This window comes from Bacterioplanoides sp., assembly GCF_965226395.1.
In the GTDB taxonomy this organism is placed as follows: Bacteria; Pseudomonadota; Gammaproteobacteria; order Pseudomonadales; family Oceanobacteraceae; genus Bacterioplanoides.
Genome location: NZ_OZ245358.1, coordinates 2,941,118 through 2,959,391, shown reverse-complemented (window position 1 = coordinate 2,959,391; position 18,274 = coordinate 2,941,118). Strand labels below are relative to the sequence as shown.

Genomic DNA, 18,274 nt, shown 5'->3' with positions numbered 1-18,274 from the left:
TTGATACAAATAGGCTACACCATGTTTTCTTCATTAAAATATCGCCTGATGAGTATTCTGATTGCCATCGGCATTATTCCGGCACTGATTATTGGGATTACTTCCTTTTATATTTCCAGTGATTCATTAAAAGAGTATGTTTTCTCACAGCTGACCGGCACCCGTGATGTGATGCAGAATCAGATTGAGAATTACCTGAACAATGCCGATCAGGATGTTGATTTATTGGCTAACAGCAATGAAGTCAAATCACTCTACCGGGCAGCGAAAGTGTATTTAAAGCGCGAAGAAACAACGCCGGATCAGCGCATTAATACCGCAACCTTTGAGTATCAGGAATTATGGGCTGATAAAGGCGATACCATTAAAAGCTTTGCAGATACCAAAGGCTACAGTGATGCGCTTGTGATCACTGCAGACAGTGGCCATGTTATTTACAGCAGCCAGAAAAATGAAGACTTTGGCTTAAACCTGAAAACTGTATCCAACAACCCCTTAGCAAGCATCTGGAACAAGGTAGTTAGCAGCAAACAAAAGCAATATCAGGATTACCAGCGTTATCCGTTCCAGAATAACGAGCCGGTTGCTTTTATTGCCGCACCAGTACTCAACCTGAAACAGGAAGTGGTGGCGGTTATTGTGCTGCAACTGTCCCGAGATATGATTAATAACATCACAGCACAACGCTCTGGCATGGGTGAAACCGGCGAGAACTATCTGGTTGGTGCAGACTATCAAATGCGCTCAGACTCTTACCTGAATCCAGGCAAATTTTCGGTGGTGAATTCATTTGCACAGGGCAATCAGGCAAACAGTGACGCCATTGTTAACGCGTTAAATAACCAACAAGGCACTATTGTCTCTCGCAGTTACCTTGGTGCCGATGTGTTAACGGCGTACACCCCAATCCGCTTCGGAGACAGTACCTGGGCACTTTTGTCAGAAATCAGCCAGAAAGAAGCGTTTTCTGCCGTGAGTGATATCTCCAGTATTATTATTGGCATCACTCTGGTTTCTGCCATCATTGTTGTACTGGTTGCGATGTACGTTAGCGCATCCATTACCTCACCGGTAAACAAAATGACCGAGTTCCTGAATGAATTGGCCTTAGGTCATACCGCTCAGCGCCCTAAACTCAGTGGCAACGATGAAATTGGTCAGATGGCCAAATCCCTCGATAGACTGGCCAGCTATCTGGATGACGTGTTAGTGCGGGGATTAAAAAATATTGCTGAAGGTGACTTAACTCAACAAGTCACGCCACAAGACAATAGTGACGTAATCAGCCACGCGTTAATTAAAACCAATGAAGGGCTGACCGGCATCATTAATAATATCCGTGGTTATACCAATAACCTGGTTGAGCAGAGTAATAAAATCCTTTCTTCCAGTGATCATATGTCGGCCAACTCCGATGAATCACAACAGGCGCTGGAATCCATTTCGGTATCGTTATTAGAAGTGGGCAAGGTGACAGACAATACCGCCGAACGTACTACTGAAGCCGATAACCTGGGTGTTGCAGCAGCAAAATCAGCCATCGAAGGTAAAAAGCAGGTGGGTAAAGCGGTGATGGCGATGGAAGATATTAAAGCCGCCACCGATAATATTTCCTCCATTCTGGTAGCAATTGAAGGGATTGCCGAACAAACCAACTTGCTGGCATTAAATGCCGCCATTGAAGCCGCCCGTGCTGGCGAAGCTGGCCGTGGTTTTGCCGTGGTTGCTGATGAAGTCCGGACACTGGCCTCACAAAGTACCCAAGCGGCGAATGAAACCGCCGAGCTGGTAAAAATTGTGGTTGAGAAAACTCAGGTTGGGTCGGAAATTACTCAAACCTCGGCAGAAAGCCTGTCGGCTATTGTTGAGTCGGTTGAGCAGGTATCGGTGATTATGGGCGATATTTCCCGCGCGTCGATTGAACAATCCGGTGCTGTCAGTGAAGTGAATGAAAACCTGATTAAAATTGCCGACATGAATAAACTGACTTCAGAAAATGCCCACCAAGGGCAGGAAGTAGCCCAGGCGCTGGCGTCTTTCTCCAATGGTTTGCAGGAAATTGTGGCCAAGTTTACTTTAAGGAAATAAGTACTTTGAGAAAATAATTCGTTTTAAGAAAATACCTGGCAAGTTATCAGCCCCGTTGCGGCGGCTGATAACCTGAAAATTGCCGGGCTAATTCCGCCGCATAGTTATCGGTCATACCTGAGATATAATCGATCGCACGCATATACGACTGATACAAACTCCAGTCGGGTTTAGGTGCCGATTTCCCCATTAATTCCAGAATACGCTGATTACGGAACGTCGCCTGGCCGGATTCTTTGTGTTCCCGCACCGCTGTTAAAAACGCTTCTAACAAAATACCCAAGGTCGAATACGAGCCAATTTCGACCGATAATTTCCGACTGTCTTTAAAAATACGCTGCCGTGCCAGATCTTTAGCCGCCTGCACCACATCGGCCACCGGGCCGTGGCAATATTCGACCAGATCACCACGTAAAGTACCGGCTAATAACGCCTCCTGTTGTCGCACAAAGGCCTGACTCACAGCATTCACCATGGCTTCCATCACCTGCCCGCGCAACATTTGCAAGCGCCGCCGGTCGTTATCGGCCTGATCCAGATCGATACTGTTGGCCGCCCAATCGTCAGCCAACAAAGGACGCAACAAGTCTTCTACTTCCTGATAACGCAGCAACCCCATTTCGATGCCATCTTCAAGATCAATCAGGCCATAACAAATATCGTCTGCCGCTTCTAATAAATACACCAATGGGTGACGACACCAGGCATTTGGGCCAGTCTGAATCAGACCTAAGGTATTGGCCAGTTCCCGTAAAATTGGTAACTCCGTTTGATAACAGCCAAATTTTTTGCGCTCACCACGGGCAACATAATCCGACGTCCACGGGTATTTAAGAAACGCGCCTAACGTCCCATACGTAAGTCGCATTCCACCCTGAAAGCGATGATATTCCACCTGGGTGACTATTCGTAAACCCTGCGCATTGCCCTCAAAGGTTTTTAAGTCCTGTTGTTCGGCGTCGCTTAAACCGTCGAGAAAATGCGCATTTTCTGGTTCCTGAAACCAATGACGGATAGCATCTTCGCCAGTATGACCATACGGCGGATTGCCAATATCGTGCGCTAAGCACGCGGCCTGAACCATGGCGCCAATATCGGCGGGAGTAATATGGCTGGGTAGTTGGCTGGCGGGTGATTGATTTAACAATGCTTCACCGACCCGGGTTCCTAAAGAGCGACCAACACAACCCACTTCCAGACTGTGGGTTAAACGGCTGTGAACATGATCATTTTCCGACAGCGGATGAACCTGTGTTTTACGATCCAGCCGCCGGAACGCCGAGGAGAAAATAATACGATCGTAATCTTTATGGAAAGGAGAACGCCCCAATTCAACGGCCAGTGTGCCCTGAGGCTCTCCAAAACGGAGAGGCGATAACAGCTGACGCCAGTTCATTGTGCTCATAGTCATTCCTTTTGATAAGGCAACGCTGAACATAACACACTGGCGCAGTAAATAGATTAAAACGCCGTTGAATTATGCTGTGCTTTAAAACACTGCAGGATAGTCACGACGAATGGCTTCAATCCCCGCCAATACCTCAGCCGATAACGTCACATCAATTGAGTCAATATTGGTTTTTAATTGTGTCATATCAGTTGCCCCAATCAGATTCGAGGTGACAAAAGACTTGCTGTTCACAAACGCCAGTGCCATCTGACACACATCCAAATCATGCTCCTGGGCCAGCGCCATATAGCGTTGAACCGCAGCATCTAATTGTGGGCCATTGCGATGTTCTGCCCGGGTTTCAATGGTTAAACGAGCACCTTCAGGCTGCGCTCCGTTTAAATATTTACCACTGATAATACCGCGAGTAAGTGGTGACCAGGCTAATAAACCACAGTCTTCAGCCAAAGCAATTTCACTTAAGTCGGGCTCAAAATAACGACATAACAGTGAATATTCATTTTGGATGCTGGCCATACGCGGCAGGTTATGCTGATCGGCCAGTTGCAGCCATTTCTGCATTCCCCAGGCAGTTTCGTTGGATAAACCCACGTGCCGGATTTTGCCCTGCTGAATTAAATCCTGATAGGTGGTTAATACTTCGAGAAAATTATCCTGCTCTTGTTGCGCATCAAATTCCGGAGCAAAGCCCCAGGTTTTGCCAAAGTGGTAGGAACCGCGGTTCGGCCAGTGCATCTGATATAAATCGATATAATCGGTTTTTAAGCGTGTCAGGCTGTCTTCCAGCGCGCGAATCACATTGTCTCGATTAATGATGTCGCCATCACGAATCCAGGCTAACCCCGGGCCAGTAATTTTGCTGGCAAGAATAACCTTGTCACGGCTGCCACGTGCCTGAAACCAGTTACCAATAATGCTTTCGGTAGTGCCGAAAGTATCAGGAGATGGCGGAATGGCGTACATTTCTGCGGTATCAAAAAAATTAATCCCGCGCTCTAAGGCATAATCCATCTGCTCAAAACCTTCGGCCTGGGTATTTTGTTTCCCCCAGGTCATGGTGCCCAGGCCAATCAGGCTGACATCAAGGTTGGTACGTCCTAACTTACGGTATTGCACAGACAGATCTCCGCCAGATAAAAAAGTGGATTTTAGCCAGCAGTTGCTGTCAGTACCAGATCTGTCAGAAGGCAAAGACAAATCTGGTTACGAGCCAGGTTATTAGCCCAGTCACGAACGTGACAATAAAAACTGCTACGAACGAGACAATAAAAAATGCGCTCGCGCGGTGGCTATCGGATTTTCTCGTGAGGTTTGCCAGGCATTAATAGCCACGTTGGCCACCCGATTACCCTGACGCCAGACCTGACATTCCGCGTAGGTATCCTGATGCCGCCCGGCACGTAAATAATCCAGCGAGAAATCAATCATCTTCGGAATGGTGGCACAGTCCATATTCATCATCAGGTGCAAGGATGCCGACAACTCCATAAATCCCCCAATCACACCACCATGGATCGCCGGTAAAATCGGATTGCCGATATTGTTATCGTTTTTGGGTAAGTGAAATAACACATCGTTACCCAAACGCTGAAACTGCAGGCCAATTAATCCGGCATACGGGATGCGGTCAACCACCGGCTGAAAGTCGCCATGTTGCTGAGCAAAGCTCAGGGTTTCGGCAAAGCTCAGGGTTTCAGCAGTTTTTTTGTCGTTCTGGCTCATGCCTGCTCTCCCAACTCGATCCGGGCGCGAAAATCAGCCGGGGTCATCTCCGCACCAATCCGCACAAAGGTGGCCGAACATTTCGCAATCAGATTGCCATCCGGCTCACTGGCGGATGAATACTCCGCCGTGTGTTCACATTCGTACACCCGACACTCAGTAAATACTACCTGACTGGCAACACGCACCACCCGGGCAACGGCCAATAAATCACAGTCTGAGTGGGCACCCTGCATATAATCCAGCCGTAAATCCAACGTTGGGCATAACTCAAAACCGGGCAACACGGAAAATACTGCGGTACCACTGGCGGTATCCACCAATGTCGTCAGGCTGCCACCGTGTAAAGTGCCGCTATCCGGATCGCCGATAACCTGAGGCTGATAAGGCAAACGCATCACAATGCTGTCGGGCGTTGCCGCTACCACGGTTAACCCCAATACCTGCGCATGTTGTAATGTGGCGAGAAACCGCTCGGCCCGGGTCTTGATTGAAAGCTCAGTCATATCACGCTTCCTGTAGTTTTCGGTCACAGTCAGACAATTGCTGACTCAATGGAGACGAACTTATACCCGAACAGCCATGATAGACAATGACCAAACTGTTGCAGCTGAGTAGCATTTTTTCTCAGACCATTGCTGACACTAAGATCAAACACGTACACTGCTTTTTATTTAACGGAAGATCACCATGGCGAGCAATGATAATAAAACCGCTGACAACGACCACAAAACAGCGAATATCCTCCCCACGCAACGCACTCTGGATGATTATCTGGCCAGTGTTAAGACATCCTGCAATGAGATTACCATCGACGCCAGCTGGGGTCAGGGGCGTACTATTTTTGGTGGTATGTCGGCGGCGCTGTTATTAAAAAAGATTAATCTCGATGCCCCGGATACAGGATTATTACGTTCAATAAATATCGCTTTTTGTGGCCCACTATTGAGTGATCAACCCGGGGCGCTGAGCAGCCGCGAAATCCGCAGTGGCAAATCCACTGCCCACTGGCAGGCTGAGCTGGTTCAGAATGAAAAAGTAGCCACCATGATCACCGCCTGCTTTGGACACCAGCGCGACAGCGATATTGAAGTTAAACATCCGGCCATGGAGCAGCGCTTGCCAGAAGCTGGCAAGCCACTGCCTTATATCAAAGGCCTGACCCCGGAGTTTGTGCAACACATTGATTTTATTTATCACGATGGCCAGCTGCCGTTTAGTAACAGCAAGGTGAATCATATTCACGGCCTGATGCGCTTTCGCGATCAGAGCGGGCCATTACAGGATGAACATCTGATCGCTCTGATTGATTCCTGGCCCCCTACCGTGCTGCAAAAAATGAAACGTATGGCGCCCTGTGCCAGCGTCACCTGGAATCTGGAAATTGTCACACCACTGAGCCAGCTGCCACGCCCGATTGCGGCGGATGAATACCTGAATTACGAGGCAGACATTCGCCAGGCACACGATGGTTATGCCCATACCGAAGCGCGTATCGCCACTCAGGATGGCGTGCTTCTGGCCCTGAGTCGCCAGTTAGTCGCGGTCTACGACAAGAAATAAAAGCGCAATAAAATGTTATCGATTATTTGCTCATTTGCTTCCAGGCAACTATTACTTAAGGAGATTTTTTAACTCTGCTGTAAACCCGCTATGACGACCCCAACCAAAAAAACCAAAGTATTGATTTGCGACGATTCGAGTTTCGCACGCAAACAAATGAAACGTGCCTTGCCGCCGGAGTGGGACATCGACGTCAGCTTTGCCGGAGACGGGCTGGAAGGCCTGGAGCAGATTCGTAAGGGCAATGGCGAAGTGGTGTTTCTCGACCTGACCATGCCGAATCTGGATGGCTACGGTGTACTGGAAGTGATCCGCAAGGAAGATTTACCGGCCATGGTACTGGTGGTTTCCGGCGATATTCAGCCGGACGCTCAGGAGCGTGTACGTAAACTGGGGGCCATGGCGTTTATCAAAAAGCCCATTGACGCCGACAAAGCCCGCACGGTTCTGGCCGAATACGGCATTCTGACTGAGGCCTGATATGAGTTCTGTTTCGTTAAACGAAGATCAACGCGATTGTTATCAGGAACTGACCAATGTGGCCATGGGCCAGGCGGCAGATCGTCTGGCTCGTTTGCTGGATGCCTACGTTGTTTTACCAGTACCAAAAGTGAATCTGATTGAAAATAGCGAATTACATATGGCGATTCAGGATGCTGAAGCAGACGCCGCCGTATCCGCTGTATGCCAGGGATTTATTGGTGCCGGGATTGCTGGTGAAGCCATGCTGCTGTTCAACGACACCAGCTTCGCTGATTTAGCCACCCTGATGAATTATCCGGGCATGAACAATCCAGAAGCCCTTGATCGTGAAGCCGAGCTGGAATTGCTGATGGACGTCAGCTCGTTATTAATCGGCGCCTGTATTCAAGGCATTGGTGAGCAACTGGAAATCCACTTTAATCAGGGACACCCGGTGGTGTTAGGGCAACATTGCCTGGCCAGCGATATTCTCAAAAGTGGTAATCATCAGTGGACCAAAACCCTTGCCATTGAGATTCACTACACCCTTGAACACGTCAATATCGACTGTGATTTATTACTGTTATTCACTGAAGATTCCGTTGAAAAACTCAACAACGTGATCGACTTTTTGCTGGATTAATTTATGAGCGACGCCAATATCGGAATAGGTGACATTCACTGGTTAATGGATATTCTGCAGAATATCGATGTCGGCCTGGTGGTGCTGGATCGTAACTACAACATCCAGTTATGGAATGGCTTTATGGAAAGCCACAGCGGTGTCAGCCCACAAAATGCCAAAGATCAGAATTTATTTCAGCTATGCCCGGAAATTCCTCAAGACTGGTTTAAACAAAAGTCCGAAGCGGTTTTTCAGCTAAAAACCCGTACCTTCACCATTTGGGAACAGCGCCCTTATTTATTTAAATTCAAAAATTACCGGCCAATTACCGGGCGCACTGCGATGATGTATCAGAACACCAGCATTATCCCGCTGGAGTCGGTGGATAAAACCGTCGATCATATCTGCATCATTGTTTACGACGTGACCGATGTCGCGGTGAACCATGAAGATGCCCGCTCAGCCAATGAGTCGTTACTGGAACTGAACAGTGTCGACCAGCTGACCGAACTGCCCAACCGGGTGATCTGGGAGCAGGATGTACGGCGTGAACATGCACGTTGCAAACGCTCGGGTAACCCATCCAGCATCGCTATTTTTGATATTGATAATCTGGCTGCCATCAATGCTCAACATGGTCACCGGGTAGGCGATCGGGTGTTAAAAACCGTTTCGGATTCACTGCAACAAACCATGCGCCAAACTGATTTACCGTGTCGCTTTGGTGGCGATTTATTTGCGGTATTACTGGTGGATACGGATGCCCAAAGTGCCATGGAATTTGCCGAGCGCATCCGCACCATTATTCACGGCTTGATTGTACGCCAGGGAGATCAGCCGATTCAGATTACCACCAGCATTGGCCTGGCCGCCTTTGATGCGGATTTCAGTACCGAAACCGACTGGCTACTGGCGGCGAATAAAGCACTGCTACATGCCAAACAACAAGGCGGTAATCAAACCACCCTCTACCACCCCAGCATGCGTAAATCCTGACCTTGATTTGAGTGACCTTTTCGCTGACAATTTAGACTAAGTTGTTCGCAAATTGGTCACCCATGTCATCACCCCGCCCTACCATTCCTGTTGCCTTTATCGAAGCACCGTTGCGCGGTGTTGAATCTCTGGGGTTTAACCGTCGGGACCTCTGGCTCAGTGCGGGTCTTGACCCGGAGGAATTAAATTCCGGGCAATACGCCATTAACGGCGATGATTACGCCCGTCTACTCTCCTGCATCTGGCGTCGCTGTGACGATGAATTTATGGGGCTGGCTCCGGTACGCTCACACTTTGGCACCTTCAGTATGATGTGCAAAGCCATCATTAACTGCTCGTCGCTGGAGCATGCCCTGCATCGCGCTCAGGCGTTTTATGCGTTATTTGATGGCGCTCCGAATATCCGTCTGGAAAAAGGCAAACGCCTCAGCAATATCTATATCGAACATCGCCCGGAATACGACCCCGATCATTTTTTATGTGAATCCTTATTAGCCATCTGGCACCGGCTCTTCAGCTGGCTGGTCGGTCAGGGCATTCCGCTGTTATCGGTTAATTGCAGTTACCCACCACCGCTACACGCTGAACTGTATCAGGTGCTGTTTGCCACCCCGGTTAAGTTTTCTCAAAACGAAACTTACCTGCAAATCCCAACCCGGGTGTTGTCCCTGCCCGTGAGTCAGACACCGGCTTCGCTGTATGCATTTTTACAGACCTCACCGGCTGATTTTCTAGCTCGCCCGAATCCGCACGAGAGCATGACCGGGCGCTTGCGTCAGTTGTTTCGCCAATATGCGATGGAAGATTTGCCATCGCTGAACGATGCCGCCGAATTACTCACGGTCTCCGGTGCCACCCTGCGTCGCCGCTTAAGTGATGAACAAACCTCATATCAGAAATTAAAAGATGAATGCCGTATGGAAGAAGCCAGCCTGATGCTGGCACAACCCGATGCCAGCATTCGTGATATTGCCGAGCGCCTGGGCTTTACCGAAGCCAGCACCTTTCACCGCGCCTTCCGCAAATGGCATGGCATGACCCCGGGTGAATATCGGGCTAATAAATTAGCTGAAAAACATCAATAATCGCTATACGGGTAAATCGACTCGGCATACAGCTGCAGATCCTGAACCCACTGCAATTTAACCGGATCATCCATCACCTGTTGTGCTGCTTGTTGTAATTCACGCGCGAACTGTTCGTAATTTAATAATGGTGAATCGGGAATACCTTGTAATAAGCGTGCCTGGCGGTGTTGCTCCCAGCGTTCGCGTTCATCTTCATTCAGCGTATCCGGGTAATTTCGGGCACGATAACGGAACAACATTTCTTCACCACGGGCATCCGCAAAAGGGGCTGGCCAGTCGGCTAAATCCCAATCGGATAACCGGTGCAGATCGTTCATCGCGCTCTTATCCTGAGCCGAGAAAAAGCCATCGTATAAACGTGCATCCACATCTTTAGCAGCCGCAAATTCCTTACCGGAAAATACCTGATGCAATTTTGCGGTTAAATCTGCGCCATTTTTAATCAGCCCCAGGTGCTGGCGTAATGTATCACCGGATAAATTCCAGCGTTCAGCCTGATCCGGCGTTAAGGTTTTTGCCGGAGCCAGTACCGGGGATTTATTAATATGAATTTCTTTTAGTGGTAAGCGGGTAACACCTTCGGGGAGTTCATCATTTTTCACAAATACCCGTTGCTGAATCTGCTCCGGGGTTAACTCAAACAGTGGCGTTGGGTCCTGATGTAAATCGTACACAATCACGCTGTTTTTATTGCTTGGGTGCCAGCACAAAGGCACCACCACCGCCATACACCCCTGCTCTACCGGAAACATGCCCGACACATGCATCAGAGGTTTATGGTTTTGTACATCAATCAGTTCAGCAATACGTTGTTTGCTGCGTTGATGAAATAAATAATCGAATAACTTAGGTTGTTTTTCTTTGACCAGTCGTGCCAGTGCAATGGTGGCACGCACATCCGATACCGCATCGTGAGCACTGCCATGATCAAGGCCATTGGCCGCGGTTAAATGTTCCAGTTTAAAACTGGTACGACCATCTTCGTGTTTGGGCCACTCGATACCATCCGGGCGCAAAGCATAAGCACAACGCACCACATCGAGTAAATCCCAGCGGCTGTTACCACCCTGCCATTCACGGGCATAAGGGTCATAAAAGTTACGGTACAGGCTATAACGTGTGACTTCATCGTCGAAACGGATGCTGTTATAACCGGCACTGCAAGTGCCAGGCACACTGAACACCTCGTTAATCTGGCGAATAAAGTCGGTTTCCGGAATGCCTTTTTGCTGGCAGTCTTGTGGGGTGATGCCGGTAATTAATACCGCCTGAGGATGCGGCAGGTAGTCATCAGAGGGCTTGCAGAACAGCTCAATCGGCGCTTCTATTTCGTTCAGATTTTCATCGGTGCGAATGGCGGCAAATTGTGCCGGACGGTCCCAGGCGGGGCTGGCACCAAATGTTTCATAGTCGTACCAGACGATACTGCTCACCGGGTTTTTCCTCTGAGGTTTAACAGGTACACCGCATGATGGGATGCACCTGTTGTTTGATCATTTATTGCAGCAGGAAGCCAGAAGCATCCCGGGCACTTTGCACCGGCAGCTCTTCCATTGGCATATGACCAACACCTTCATAAGTAACTACCTGAGCGGATGGCAGATCTTCACGGAATTTCTCCATAATCTCAAGAGGTACCCACAGATCTTCTTCGCCCCACATCAATAAAACCGGCGGTTGCAGTTCTTTTACCCGGTCAGCCAGGTTCGGATTCTCACTCTGCTCAGCCATGGTACGGAACACCGCCACCAGGCCTTCACGATTCCCCGGGCGCAGTGTTAAGTCGTGATAACGCTTCACCAGTTCGTCGCTGACTTTGTCATCATCGCCGTAGGCTTCTTCAAGATTGCTAGCCAGCATAAAGCGTGGGAATACTAATGTGCTGATTTCACCAATCACCGGCGTGGCGGTAAAACTCATGATAAAAGGCATGTCTTGTGGGTAACCGGCGGAGTCGATCAGAACCAGCTTTTTCACCCGGTCTGGCCGGTGCAACGCATAATTCCAGGAGATATAGCCTCCCAGCGAATTGCCCGCCAGATACATTTCATCAATGTTCAGCCGGTTCAGGAACTTATCCAACTTATCGACCATATAATTGATTTCATAACGATCCAGCTCCGGGTCGGGGCCCGTCAGACCATGGGCAGGCAAGTCGATACGGATAATACGATAGCGATCGCCCAGCTGCTCGACCCAGCCATCCCAGGTATGCAGTGACGACGCCACACCGTGCAGTAACACCAGCACCGGGCCATTCTTTAAGCCTTCGTCGCGGTAGTGAATCACCAGATCATCAACCGCTAAAAACTGCGATTCATTATTGGCGTAGTTTTGGGTCAGTTCAGACAGTGGACGCGAGCCAACGCCCATCGACGCGCAACCGCTCAGCAACGTTATGGCCAGCATGGCACTGCTCAGCAGCATCACAAATCGGATGGTTTTCATATAAGCCTCAGTCTTATTATTTTTAATGGGTGAGCAAATAGAGCAGCGACTCTAGCATATTTCATTGGCGATGTGTGTATGCCTGCTCTGCCACTTCCTTGCCGATGATCTGCCCCTTTCCCTTTCGTCACGCCTCTGTAAAATGTGGCGCATTTTTGTGACACCTGTAACGGAATCTGTTTGATGGCTTTACTGAGCAAGTTTTTTAAGCCCAAGTGGCAACACGCGAACCCGGATGTACGCCGTCAGGCCATCACCGATCTGAAAACCGACGAACAACGTATCACCTTTATTCAGGCCGAATCCGTTGCTGAACTGCGCCAGCTGGCGGTCGCTCAGGTGCAGTCTGAACAGGAGCTGGAGAAGCTGCTGTCGCATAACCATCAGGATGTACGTGACACGGCTCGCCAAACCTGGCTGGAGCGTTTGTTGAACGGCCAGCAGTCATTATCCGCCATCCACGATAACCAGACGCTGATCCGTATTGCCTCGTTAACCAACGATCAGCAGCAACGTCTGGAAGCGGTATCACGCATCACCGATCAGAACGAGCGCCTGCAGCTGGCGATGAACAACCCGGTTGCCAAGGTGCGACTGGCAGCCGCCGAAGGCATCAACGACAGCGATAAACTGCAACAACTGATGGCTTATGCTCAGGGCAAAGACAAAGCGGTATATCGGTTGTGTAAAGACCGCCTGAATGCCAGCAAAGCCGAGCGTGATGCGCAACAAGCACTGCAAACCCGTATTCAGACTCTGCTGGCCAATGCCGAGCAGTTAAACCGCCTGGGTTATAACCCGGAGTTTAATGGCCGCTATCAGGTGATCAGCAAAGAGTGGCAAACGCTGAGTGAGCAGGCATCCAGCGAGCTGCAAACAGCCATGCAACAGCAGCTAGATCAGGCACAAGCCACCTTAACGCAACACGCTGAAGAAGAAGCCCGTCAGGCGCAGCAGCAACAAGCAGCACAACAAGCGCAATCGCAACAGGCCGGGTTACTGCAAACACTGGAAACCCTGTTAGCCGATACCCTGGCTACGCGCCCAGATGCCGAAGGTATTCAGCAGTTGCATCAGCAAATTGAAACGCTGGAAGCCAACTGGCGTGATGCCAATCAGGCCCACAAAGCCAGCGCGGAAGAAAACCGTCAGTTTGAAAATCAATTACAGCAGTTATTCGCCATTCAAACTGCACTCAGCCACTTTGCAGAAAAACAAGACGAGCTGAATGAATGGCTGGCGAAGCCATTGGCAACGGATTTACGTGGCCTGACCAACACCCAAAAACAAGCACAACAGTGGCAAAAACAATTGCACTGGCCGCTGAAGGCTCAAGACAATGTACAACAGCCAGGCTGGGTCAGTCAGATTCAGGAAAAACTGGATCAGGCTAATGCCGCATTGGATGAGATGGCAAAACAACAAAAAAGCCGTCTGCAAACCATTGATGAACAGCTGGCTAAACTGGAACAGGCTTTGGCTGAAGGCCATGCCAAAGACGCCAGCAAACTGAATCAGCAGGTGCAACAAAATCTGCGTCAGGTCGATAACAAAGTCAGCCAGGATCAGCAACGCAAAGCAAAAAGCTTAAATGCGCAGCTGAACGAAATGCGCGACTGGCAGGGGTATGCCATTACTCCGAAAAAAGAAGCCCTGTGTACCGCGATGGAAGCGCTAGTTGATGCCGACATCAGTGCCGATGTACTGGCCGATAAAATTCATGAATTACAGGAAGAGTGGAAAACACTGGGCAGTGCTCAGCCAGACCGCGATCTGTGGCAGCGCTTTCAGGCGGCGGGTGATAAAGCATTTGAGCCATGCCGTGAATATTTCGCCCAACTGGCAGAAAAACGCCAGCAATTTGTGGCCGCTCGTCAGGCATTAACCGCTGAATTAATCAGCTACGAACAGCAACTGGATTGGCAAAGCGCCGACTGGAAAGTCGTACAAAAAACACTGGATGCTGCGCGCGAAGCCTTCCGCAGTTACTCACCGGTTGATCGTGCTGCGCATAAAGACACTCAAAAAGCCTTCCAGGATGCCTGCGACGCCATTTATGCCCATTTAAAACAAGAATACGACCGTAACCTCGCGGCCAAGGCCGAGTTGGTGACACAAGCCGAAGCGCTGGTTGAGCAGGAAGACCTGTCGGCGGCCATTGATCGTGTGAAATCACTGCAACAGGAATGGAAAAACATTGGTGTAACGCCACGCAACCCGGATCAGAAATTGTGGAAACAATTCCGCACGGCCTGTGACGGCGTCTTCTCCCGCTTAGACAGTGAAAAAGCGCAACGCAAAGCTCAGATTAACGATGCCGTCACTCAGGCAGAAAGTCTGGTTGCACAAGCTCAGGCGCTAGCTGACAACACATACACCGATGCCGCCGCAGTTAACGAGGCGCAAAACCAGCTGGCAGAACTGCGCCAGCAATTCTCTGCGATTGAATTACCGCGCAGCGCTCACCAGCGCTTGGTTAAACAATTACAAGGCATCGACAACGCGCTGCAAAGCCAGCAACAAACCATAAAACAAGCAAAAGAGCGTGCTCGCTGGAACGGCCTGATTGATCGTTTACAGGCGATTGCGACACAGGATAACGATGCCTTTGCAGCCGCCGCCGAGTTACCGGCTGGCTATAACGCTACCCTGTTTGAACAGGCCTTGAAAGGTGAACTGACTCAACCTGACAACACAAACAACAACGACGCCCAGGCTATTGTGATTTCGCTGGAAGTGCTGGCAGATATTGAGTCACCAGAAGCTGATAAAGGCCGCCGTATGGAATTGCAGGTGCAGAAACTGGCTCAGGGATTAGGCCAGGGCCTTGGTAAAGATGCCGAACGCCAACAACTGGTTGAGCAATGGTTAGAGGTGGTTAATACCGCAGATGCCGCATTAAATACGCGCTTTATTGAAGCATTAAAAGCCAGCCTCTAATAAACCGGTTTCAGGTAAAAATAAAAAATGCCGTATGTCGTCAACGACATGCGGCATTTTTTATTAGGGCTAATTAACACCCTTTAAACAGTTAAACGATTACACAGTTAACCGGGGAATGGATGAATGGGCGGAATAATATAAGAATTTAATAATAACCGACCATACACAACACCCCGCAGAGTGATCATCTGATCGGCAATCATATTCAGTTTATCCGCCGGCCCCTGAATTAAAATAACCGACAAAGTACTGGTATTGGTCAGGTTAACGTTAAGGTTACTGATCACCTCGTCGAGATACTGATACTGTAGATCGTGCAGCCGTTTGGTTAACCCTGGAGTGGAATGGTTGTAAACCAGATTCACCGTGCCCGTCATGACCTCACTGCCCTGTTTGGCACGGTGTTCATTAATCTGATTATTAATCATGTCGCCAATGGCCTGAGAGCGACTTTCAAAACCGCGCTCATTCACCATCTGATCCAGACCTTCCAGCAAGGACTCGGGCATTGAAATACTGATACGACTGATTTTTTCTTTACTCATAGTCACTCCGGCAGCCGATCAGAACAAGTGGCTGTAACGCTCCGTTTCCCAGGCACTCACCGCGGTGTGATATTCATTCCACTCTGCCTGTTTATAACGAATAAACTCGTTACGCAATTCACTGCCCAATACTTCTTCCACAAATGGATCAGCAGCAAAAGCATCAACGGCTTCGGCTAAGGTACGGGGTAAAAAGCCGATTCCCAATTCCTCGCGCTGGGCTTCGGTTAATTCGTATAAATTGCTTTCCTGTGGTGTGCCCGGGTCCAAATTTTCTTTAATGCCTTCCAGTCCGGCTGCCAGCACTAATGCCGCAGCCAGATAAGGGTTAACAGCACCATCGGCATTACGTGATTCACAACGCCCACCGCCCATGGGGACACGAACGGAATTTGTGCGGTTATTAGAACCAAAGGAGTTAAACACCGGTGCCCAGGTGAAATATGGCATATCCCCCTGACGCACCAAACGCTTATAAGAATTAACCGTTGGTGCAAATACTGCACACAATGCCGGGCCATGTTTCAGAATACCGGCGATAAACTGATACCCCAATCTGGTTAACCCTAAACCATGGGGATCATCTTCCGGCTTGCACTGGAATAGATTTCCACCACTTTCCAGATCGTATAACGACATATTAAAGTGCGCGCCATTACCAGTACGGTTAGAAAAAGGTTTCGGCATAAAGGTCGCTAATAAATCTTCCTGTTTCGCGTATTCTTTTGCCATCATTTTTAAAAAGGTGAAGCGATCACAGGTCGTCAGCGCATCGGCATACTGGAAATCAAATTCAAACTGACCATTGGCGTCTTCATGGTCGAAAGAATACACATCCCAGCCCAGATCGTTCATGCTGGTTACCATTTTATCGACCCAGCTGAAATTACTCAGAAATGCACGAGTGTCGTAACATGGTTTTTTCAGTTTATCGTCTGGATCAGGAATATCTAAACTGCCGTCTTCATTTTTCTTTAATAAATACACTTCTGCTTCAATACCCAGGTTCATACCAAATCCCATGGCATTTGCCTGCTGCAGAATTTTCTTTAATAACACCCGGGTATTCAGTTCGTACGGTTTACCGTACAAGGTATTGTCGGCCGGCATCCAGGCAATTTCGGGCTGCCAGGGCAGCTGAATAATGTGGTCTAAATCCGGTACAGAAGCGATTTCATCGTCGTTAGGTGCCTGCCCTAAACCATCCAGCGCATAACCGGTATACAACTCCGAACCATGAGCCATATGGTGCAGGTGGTTAATCGGAACAATTTTCCCTTTAGGCACTCCATGAATATCCACATAAGTGCCCATACAGTATTTGACCCCTTTATGTTTCAGGTCATCCTGAATCGCGCTGATTTCTGTATCGCTTTTGGTCTCAATCATATTATTTACCTCTTGGCTGTTTAAAGTAGCCGTTAATGATATTGACCCGACTGAGCCGTTAGGGCGGCTAGCCTTAATCGTCTGACGACCCGCTTTTTATAACAGTTTGTTAAAACCGTCTTTTATAACAGAGCCGTTTAATGACATATTTTTGCCGGGAGGGTTATCAGGGCTTTTAAAACCCCGGGGTTGCTGCTTTACATCAGAGTTCCATATCCCCCTGCTGTAAAACACTGTGAGAATAGCTGTGCGCTAGCGGTGGTTTTTCATTGCTGGCTTTTATTAATAATTCACGCAGGTCGGCGCACATCCAATCAAATAATTGTTCACCATCGGCTGCACTGGCTTTAGAAGGATAACCCGTTACACCATTTAAACTGGTGCGGTTGACCGGGTGGCTGAAAATACAGCCTTCCGTGCGATCAGGGTCGTCGGCTTCGGCCAGTTTATCGTTACGTACCAGCTCCGGGTGTAATGCCATCATTAATGCGGTTTCAGCATGATTGGCGTGCCAGTCTTCGGCATCCTGATGGTGTGCCTCTTTAACCCGCTGAGAAATCTGTGCCGTATGCACCAGAGCAATCATCAGATTATCGTGACGGCTGCGCAGTATTTCCAACGCACAGCGCAAAGGTGCGGCATTGGTGACATGACCATTCACCAGCACCAGGCGATCAATTCCAGAGGCCACAGCCCAATCACCTAAATCACTGATCACATCAATCAGGGTTTTCGGGTTTAAAGCCAGCGTGCCAGGCCAGCGATGCGAGTGCCCGAGGGAACAACCGTATGGCAAGGTCGGTAATAAAATCACATCACAATCTTTGGCAACGGTATGACATAAGGTTTGAGCAATGGCACTGTCCATACCACAACCCATATGTGGGCCATGTTGCTCGGTGGCACCAATGGGCAATACAGCCGTGGTAATACCCTGACTGACGGCGCTGGCCACTTCTTCCCAGGTCATATTAGCGAGTTCATACATCTGCCT

At 49.2% G+C, this 18,274-nt stretch carries 16 protein-coding genes; 7 read left to right on the top strand and 9 right to left on the bottom strand.

All coding sequences use genetic code 11. The features are described from left to right. The first annotated feature begins 21 nt into the window (after positions 1-21). Positions 22-2,088 (top strand): methyl-accepting chemotaxis protein, encoded by a 2,067-nt coding sequence (locus ACO05E_RS13575; RefSeq protein ID WP_419813479.1) that lies wholly within the window; start codon positions 22-24, stop codon positions 2,086-2,088. A gap of 46 nt (positions 2,089-2,134) precedes the next feature. Here ACO05E_RS13575 and ACO05E_RS13570 read toward each other — a convergent pair whose 3' ends face one another. The 4 genes from ACO05E_RS13570 to ACO05E_RS13555 all read right to left on the bottom strand — a co-directional run bounded on the left by ACO05E_RS13570 (position 2,135) and on the right by ACO05E_RS13555 (position 5,727). Then, entirely contained in the window at positions 2,135-3,493 is a 1,359-nt protein-coding gene (locus ACO05E_RS13570) for a deoxyguanosinetriphosphate triphosphohydrolase (protein WP_419813478.1), read from the bottom strand. A gap of 84 nt (positions 3,494-3,577) precedes the next feature. After that, positions 3,578-4,615 (bottom strand): aldo/keto reductase, encoded by a 1,038-nt coding sequence (locus ACO05E_RS13565; protein WP_419813477.1) that lies wholly within the window; start codon positions 4,613-4,615, stop codon positions 3,578-3,580. 135 nt (positions 4,616-4,750) lie between these two features. After that, positions 4,751-5,221, bottom strand: a complete 471-nt coding sequence (locus ACO05E_RS13560; RefSeq protein ID WP_419813476.1) for a PaaI family thioesterase — start codon at positions 5,219-5,221, stop codon at positions 4,751-4,753. Continuing rightward, positions 5,218-5,727, bottom strand: a complete 510-nt coding sequence (locus ACO05E_RS13555) for a PaaI family thioesterase (protein WP_419813475.1) — start codon at positions 5,725-5,727, stop codon at positions 5,218-5,220. Before ACO05E_RS13555 ends, ACO05E_RS13560 begins: the two co-directional genes overlap by 4 nt. Positions 5,728-5,911: 184 nt before the next feature. Here ACO05E_RS13555 and ACO05E_RS13550 point away from each other — a divergent pair, with 184 nt between their 5' ends. The 5 genes from ACO05E_RS13550 (at position 5,912) to ACO05E_RS13530 (ending at position 9,952) form a co-directional block, all read left to right on the top strand. After that, entirely contained in the window at positions 5,912-6,784 is an 873-nt protein-coding gene (locus ACO05E_RS13550; RefSeq protein WP_419813474.1) for an acyl-CoA thioesterase, read from the top strand. A 90-nt stretch (positions 6,785-6,874) separates the two neighbouring features. After that, the gene (locus ACO05E_RS13545) at positions 6,875-7,264 is read left to right on the top strand and encodes a response regulator (protein ID WP_419813473.1); all 390 of its coding nucleotides are present in this window, start codon (positions 6,875-6,877) and stop codon (positions 7,262-7,264) included. Between the two features lies 1 nt (position 7,265). Then, entirely contained in the window at positions 7,266-7,889 is a 624-nt protein-coding gene (locus ACO05E_RS13540) for a histidine kinase (protein ID WP_255859611.1), read from the top strand. A 3-nt stretch (positions 7,890-7,892) separates the two neighbouring features. After that, on the top strand, positions 7,893-8,867 hold the full coding sequence (locus ACO05E_RS13535; RefSeq protein WP_419813472.1) for a diguanylate cyclase: 975 nt from the start codon (positions 7,893-7,895) through the stop codon (positions 8,865-8,867). A gap of 62 nt (positions 8,868-8,929) precedes the next feature. Next, positions 8,930-9,952 carry an AraC family transcriptional regulator gene (locus ACO05E_RS13530; RefSeq protein WP_419813471.1) on the top strand — a complete coding sequence of 341 codons (1,023 nt, stop codon included), beginning with the start codon at positions 8,930-8,932 and terminating at the stop codon, positions 9,950-9,952. Here the strand turns inward: ACO05E_RS13530 and sbcB are convergent. Then, a complete protein-coding gene (sbcB, locus tag ACO05E_RS13525) occupies positions 9,946-11,388 on the bottom strand; it encodes an exodeoxyribonuclease I (RefSeq protein WP_419813470.1) in 1,443 nt (480 codons plus the stop codon). The genes ACO05E_RS13530 and sbcB overlap by 7 nt on opposite strands. Before the next feature lie 64 nt (positions 11,389-11,452). Next, a complete protein-coding gene (locus tag ACO05E_RS13520) occupies positions 11,453-12,403 on the bottom strand; it encodes an alpha/beta fold hydrolase (protein WP_419813469.1) in 951 nt (316 codons plus the stop codon). Between the two features lie 183 nt (positions 12,404-12,586). On the opposite strand from ACO05E_RS13520, the gene ACO05E_RS13515 reads away from it, so the two are divergent. After that, entirely contained in the window at positions 12,587-15,343 is a 2,757-nt protein-coding gene (locus tag ACO05E_RS13515; RefSeq protein WP_419813468.1) for a DUF349 domain-containing protein, read from the top strand. A gap of 107 nt (positions 15,344-15,450) precedes the next feature. Here the strand turns inward: ACO05E_RS13515 and nikR are convergent, their stop codons facing one another. The 3 genes from nikR to ACO05E_RS13500 form a co-directional block, all read right to left on the bottom strand. Beyond that, positions 15,451-15,891 (bottom strand): nickel-responsive transcriptional regulator NikR, encoded by a 441-nt coding sequence (gene nikR, locus ACO05E_RS13510; protein ID WP_419813467.1) that lies wholly within the window; start codon positions 15,889-15,891, stop codon positions 15,451-15,453. 18 nt (positions 15,892-15,909) lie between these two features. Beyond that, positions 15,910-17,280: a type III glutamate--ammonia ligase gene (glnT, locus tag ACO05E_RS13505; RefSeq protein WP_419813466.1), complete on the bottom strand. Its 1,371-nt coding sequence runs from the start codon at positions 17,278-17,280 to the stop codon at positions 15,910-15,912. A 202-nt stretch (positions 17,281-17,482) separates the two neighbouring features. Beyond that, positions 17,483-18,268 (bottom strand): creatininase family protein, encoded by a 786-nt coding sequence (locus ACO05E_RS13500; protein ID WP_419813465.1) that lies wholly within the window; start codon positions 18,266-18,268, stop codon positions 17,483-17,485. Positions 18,269-18,274: the final 6 nt, after the last annotated feature.

What these genes read in the sequence shown, in the direction of transcription:
- ACO05E_RS13575 (WP_419813479.1), top strand. Translation starts at nt 22, where the DNA reads ATGTTTTCTTCATTAAAATATCGCCTGATGAGTATTCTGATTGCCATC.
- ACO05E_RS13570 (WP_419813478.1), bottom strand. Translation starts at nt 3,493, where the DNA reads ATGAGCACAATGAACTGGCGTCAGCTGTTATCGCCTCTCCGTTTTGGA.
- ACO05E_RS13560 (WP_419813476.1), bottom strand. Translation starts at nt 5,221, where the DNA reads ATGAGCCAGAACGACAAAAAAACTGCTGAAACCCTGAGCTTTGCCGAA.
- ACO05E_RS13555 (WP_419813475.1), bottom strand. Translation starts at nt 5,727, where the DNA reads ATGACTGAGCTTTCAATCAAGACCCGGGCCGAGCGGTTTCTCGCCACA.
- ACO05E_RS13550 (WP_419813474.1), top strand. Translation starts at nt 5,912, where the DNA reads ATGGCGAGCAATGATAATAAAACCGCTGACAACGACCACAAAACAGCG.
- ACO05E_RS13545 (WP_419813473.1), top strand. Translation starts at nt 6,875, where the DNA reads ATGACGACCCCAACCAAAAAAACCAAAGTATTGATTTGCGACGATTCG.
- ACO05E_RS13540 (WP_255859611.1), top strand. Translation starts at nt 7,266, where the DNA reads ATGAGTTCTGTTTCGTTAAACGAAGATCAACGCGATTGTTATCAGGAA.
- ACO05E_RS13535 (WP_419813472.1), top strand. Translation starts at nt 7,893, where the DNA reads ATGAGCGACGCCAATATCGGAATAGGTGACATTCACTGGTTAATGGAT.
- ACO05E_RS13530 (WP_419813471.1), top strand. Translation starts at nt 8,930, where the DNA reads ATGTCATCACCCCGCCCTACCATTCCTGTTGCCTTTATCGAAGCACCG.
- ACO05E_RS13520 (WP_419813469.1), bottom strand. Translation starts at nt 12,403, where the DNA reads ATGAAAACCATCCGATTTGTGATGCTGCTGAGCAGTGCCATGCTGGCC.
- ACO05E_RS13515 (WP_419813468.1), top strand. Translation starts at nt 12,587, where the DNA reads ATGGCTTTACTGAGCAAGTTTTTTAAGCCCAAGTGGCAACACGCGAAC.
- nikR (WP_419813467.1), bottom strand. Translation starts at nt 15,891, where the DNA reads ATGAGTAAAGAAAAAATCAGTCGTATCAGTATTTCAATGCCCGAGTCC.
- glnT (WP_419813466.1), bottom strand. Translation starts at nt 17,280, where the DNA reads ATGATTGAGACCAAAAGCGATACAGAAATCAGCGCGATTCAGGATGAC.
- ACO05E_RS13500 (WP_419813465.1), bottom strand. Translation starts at nt 18,268, where the DNA reads ATGTATGAACTCGCTAATATGACCTGGGAAGAAGTGGCCAGCGCCGTC.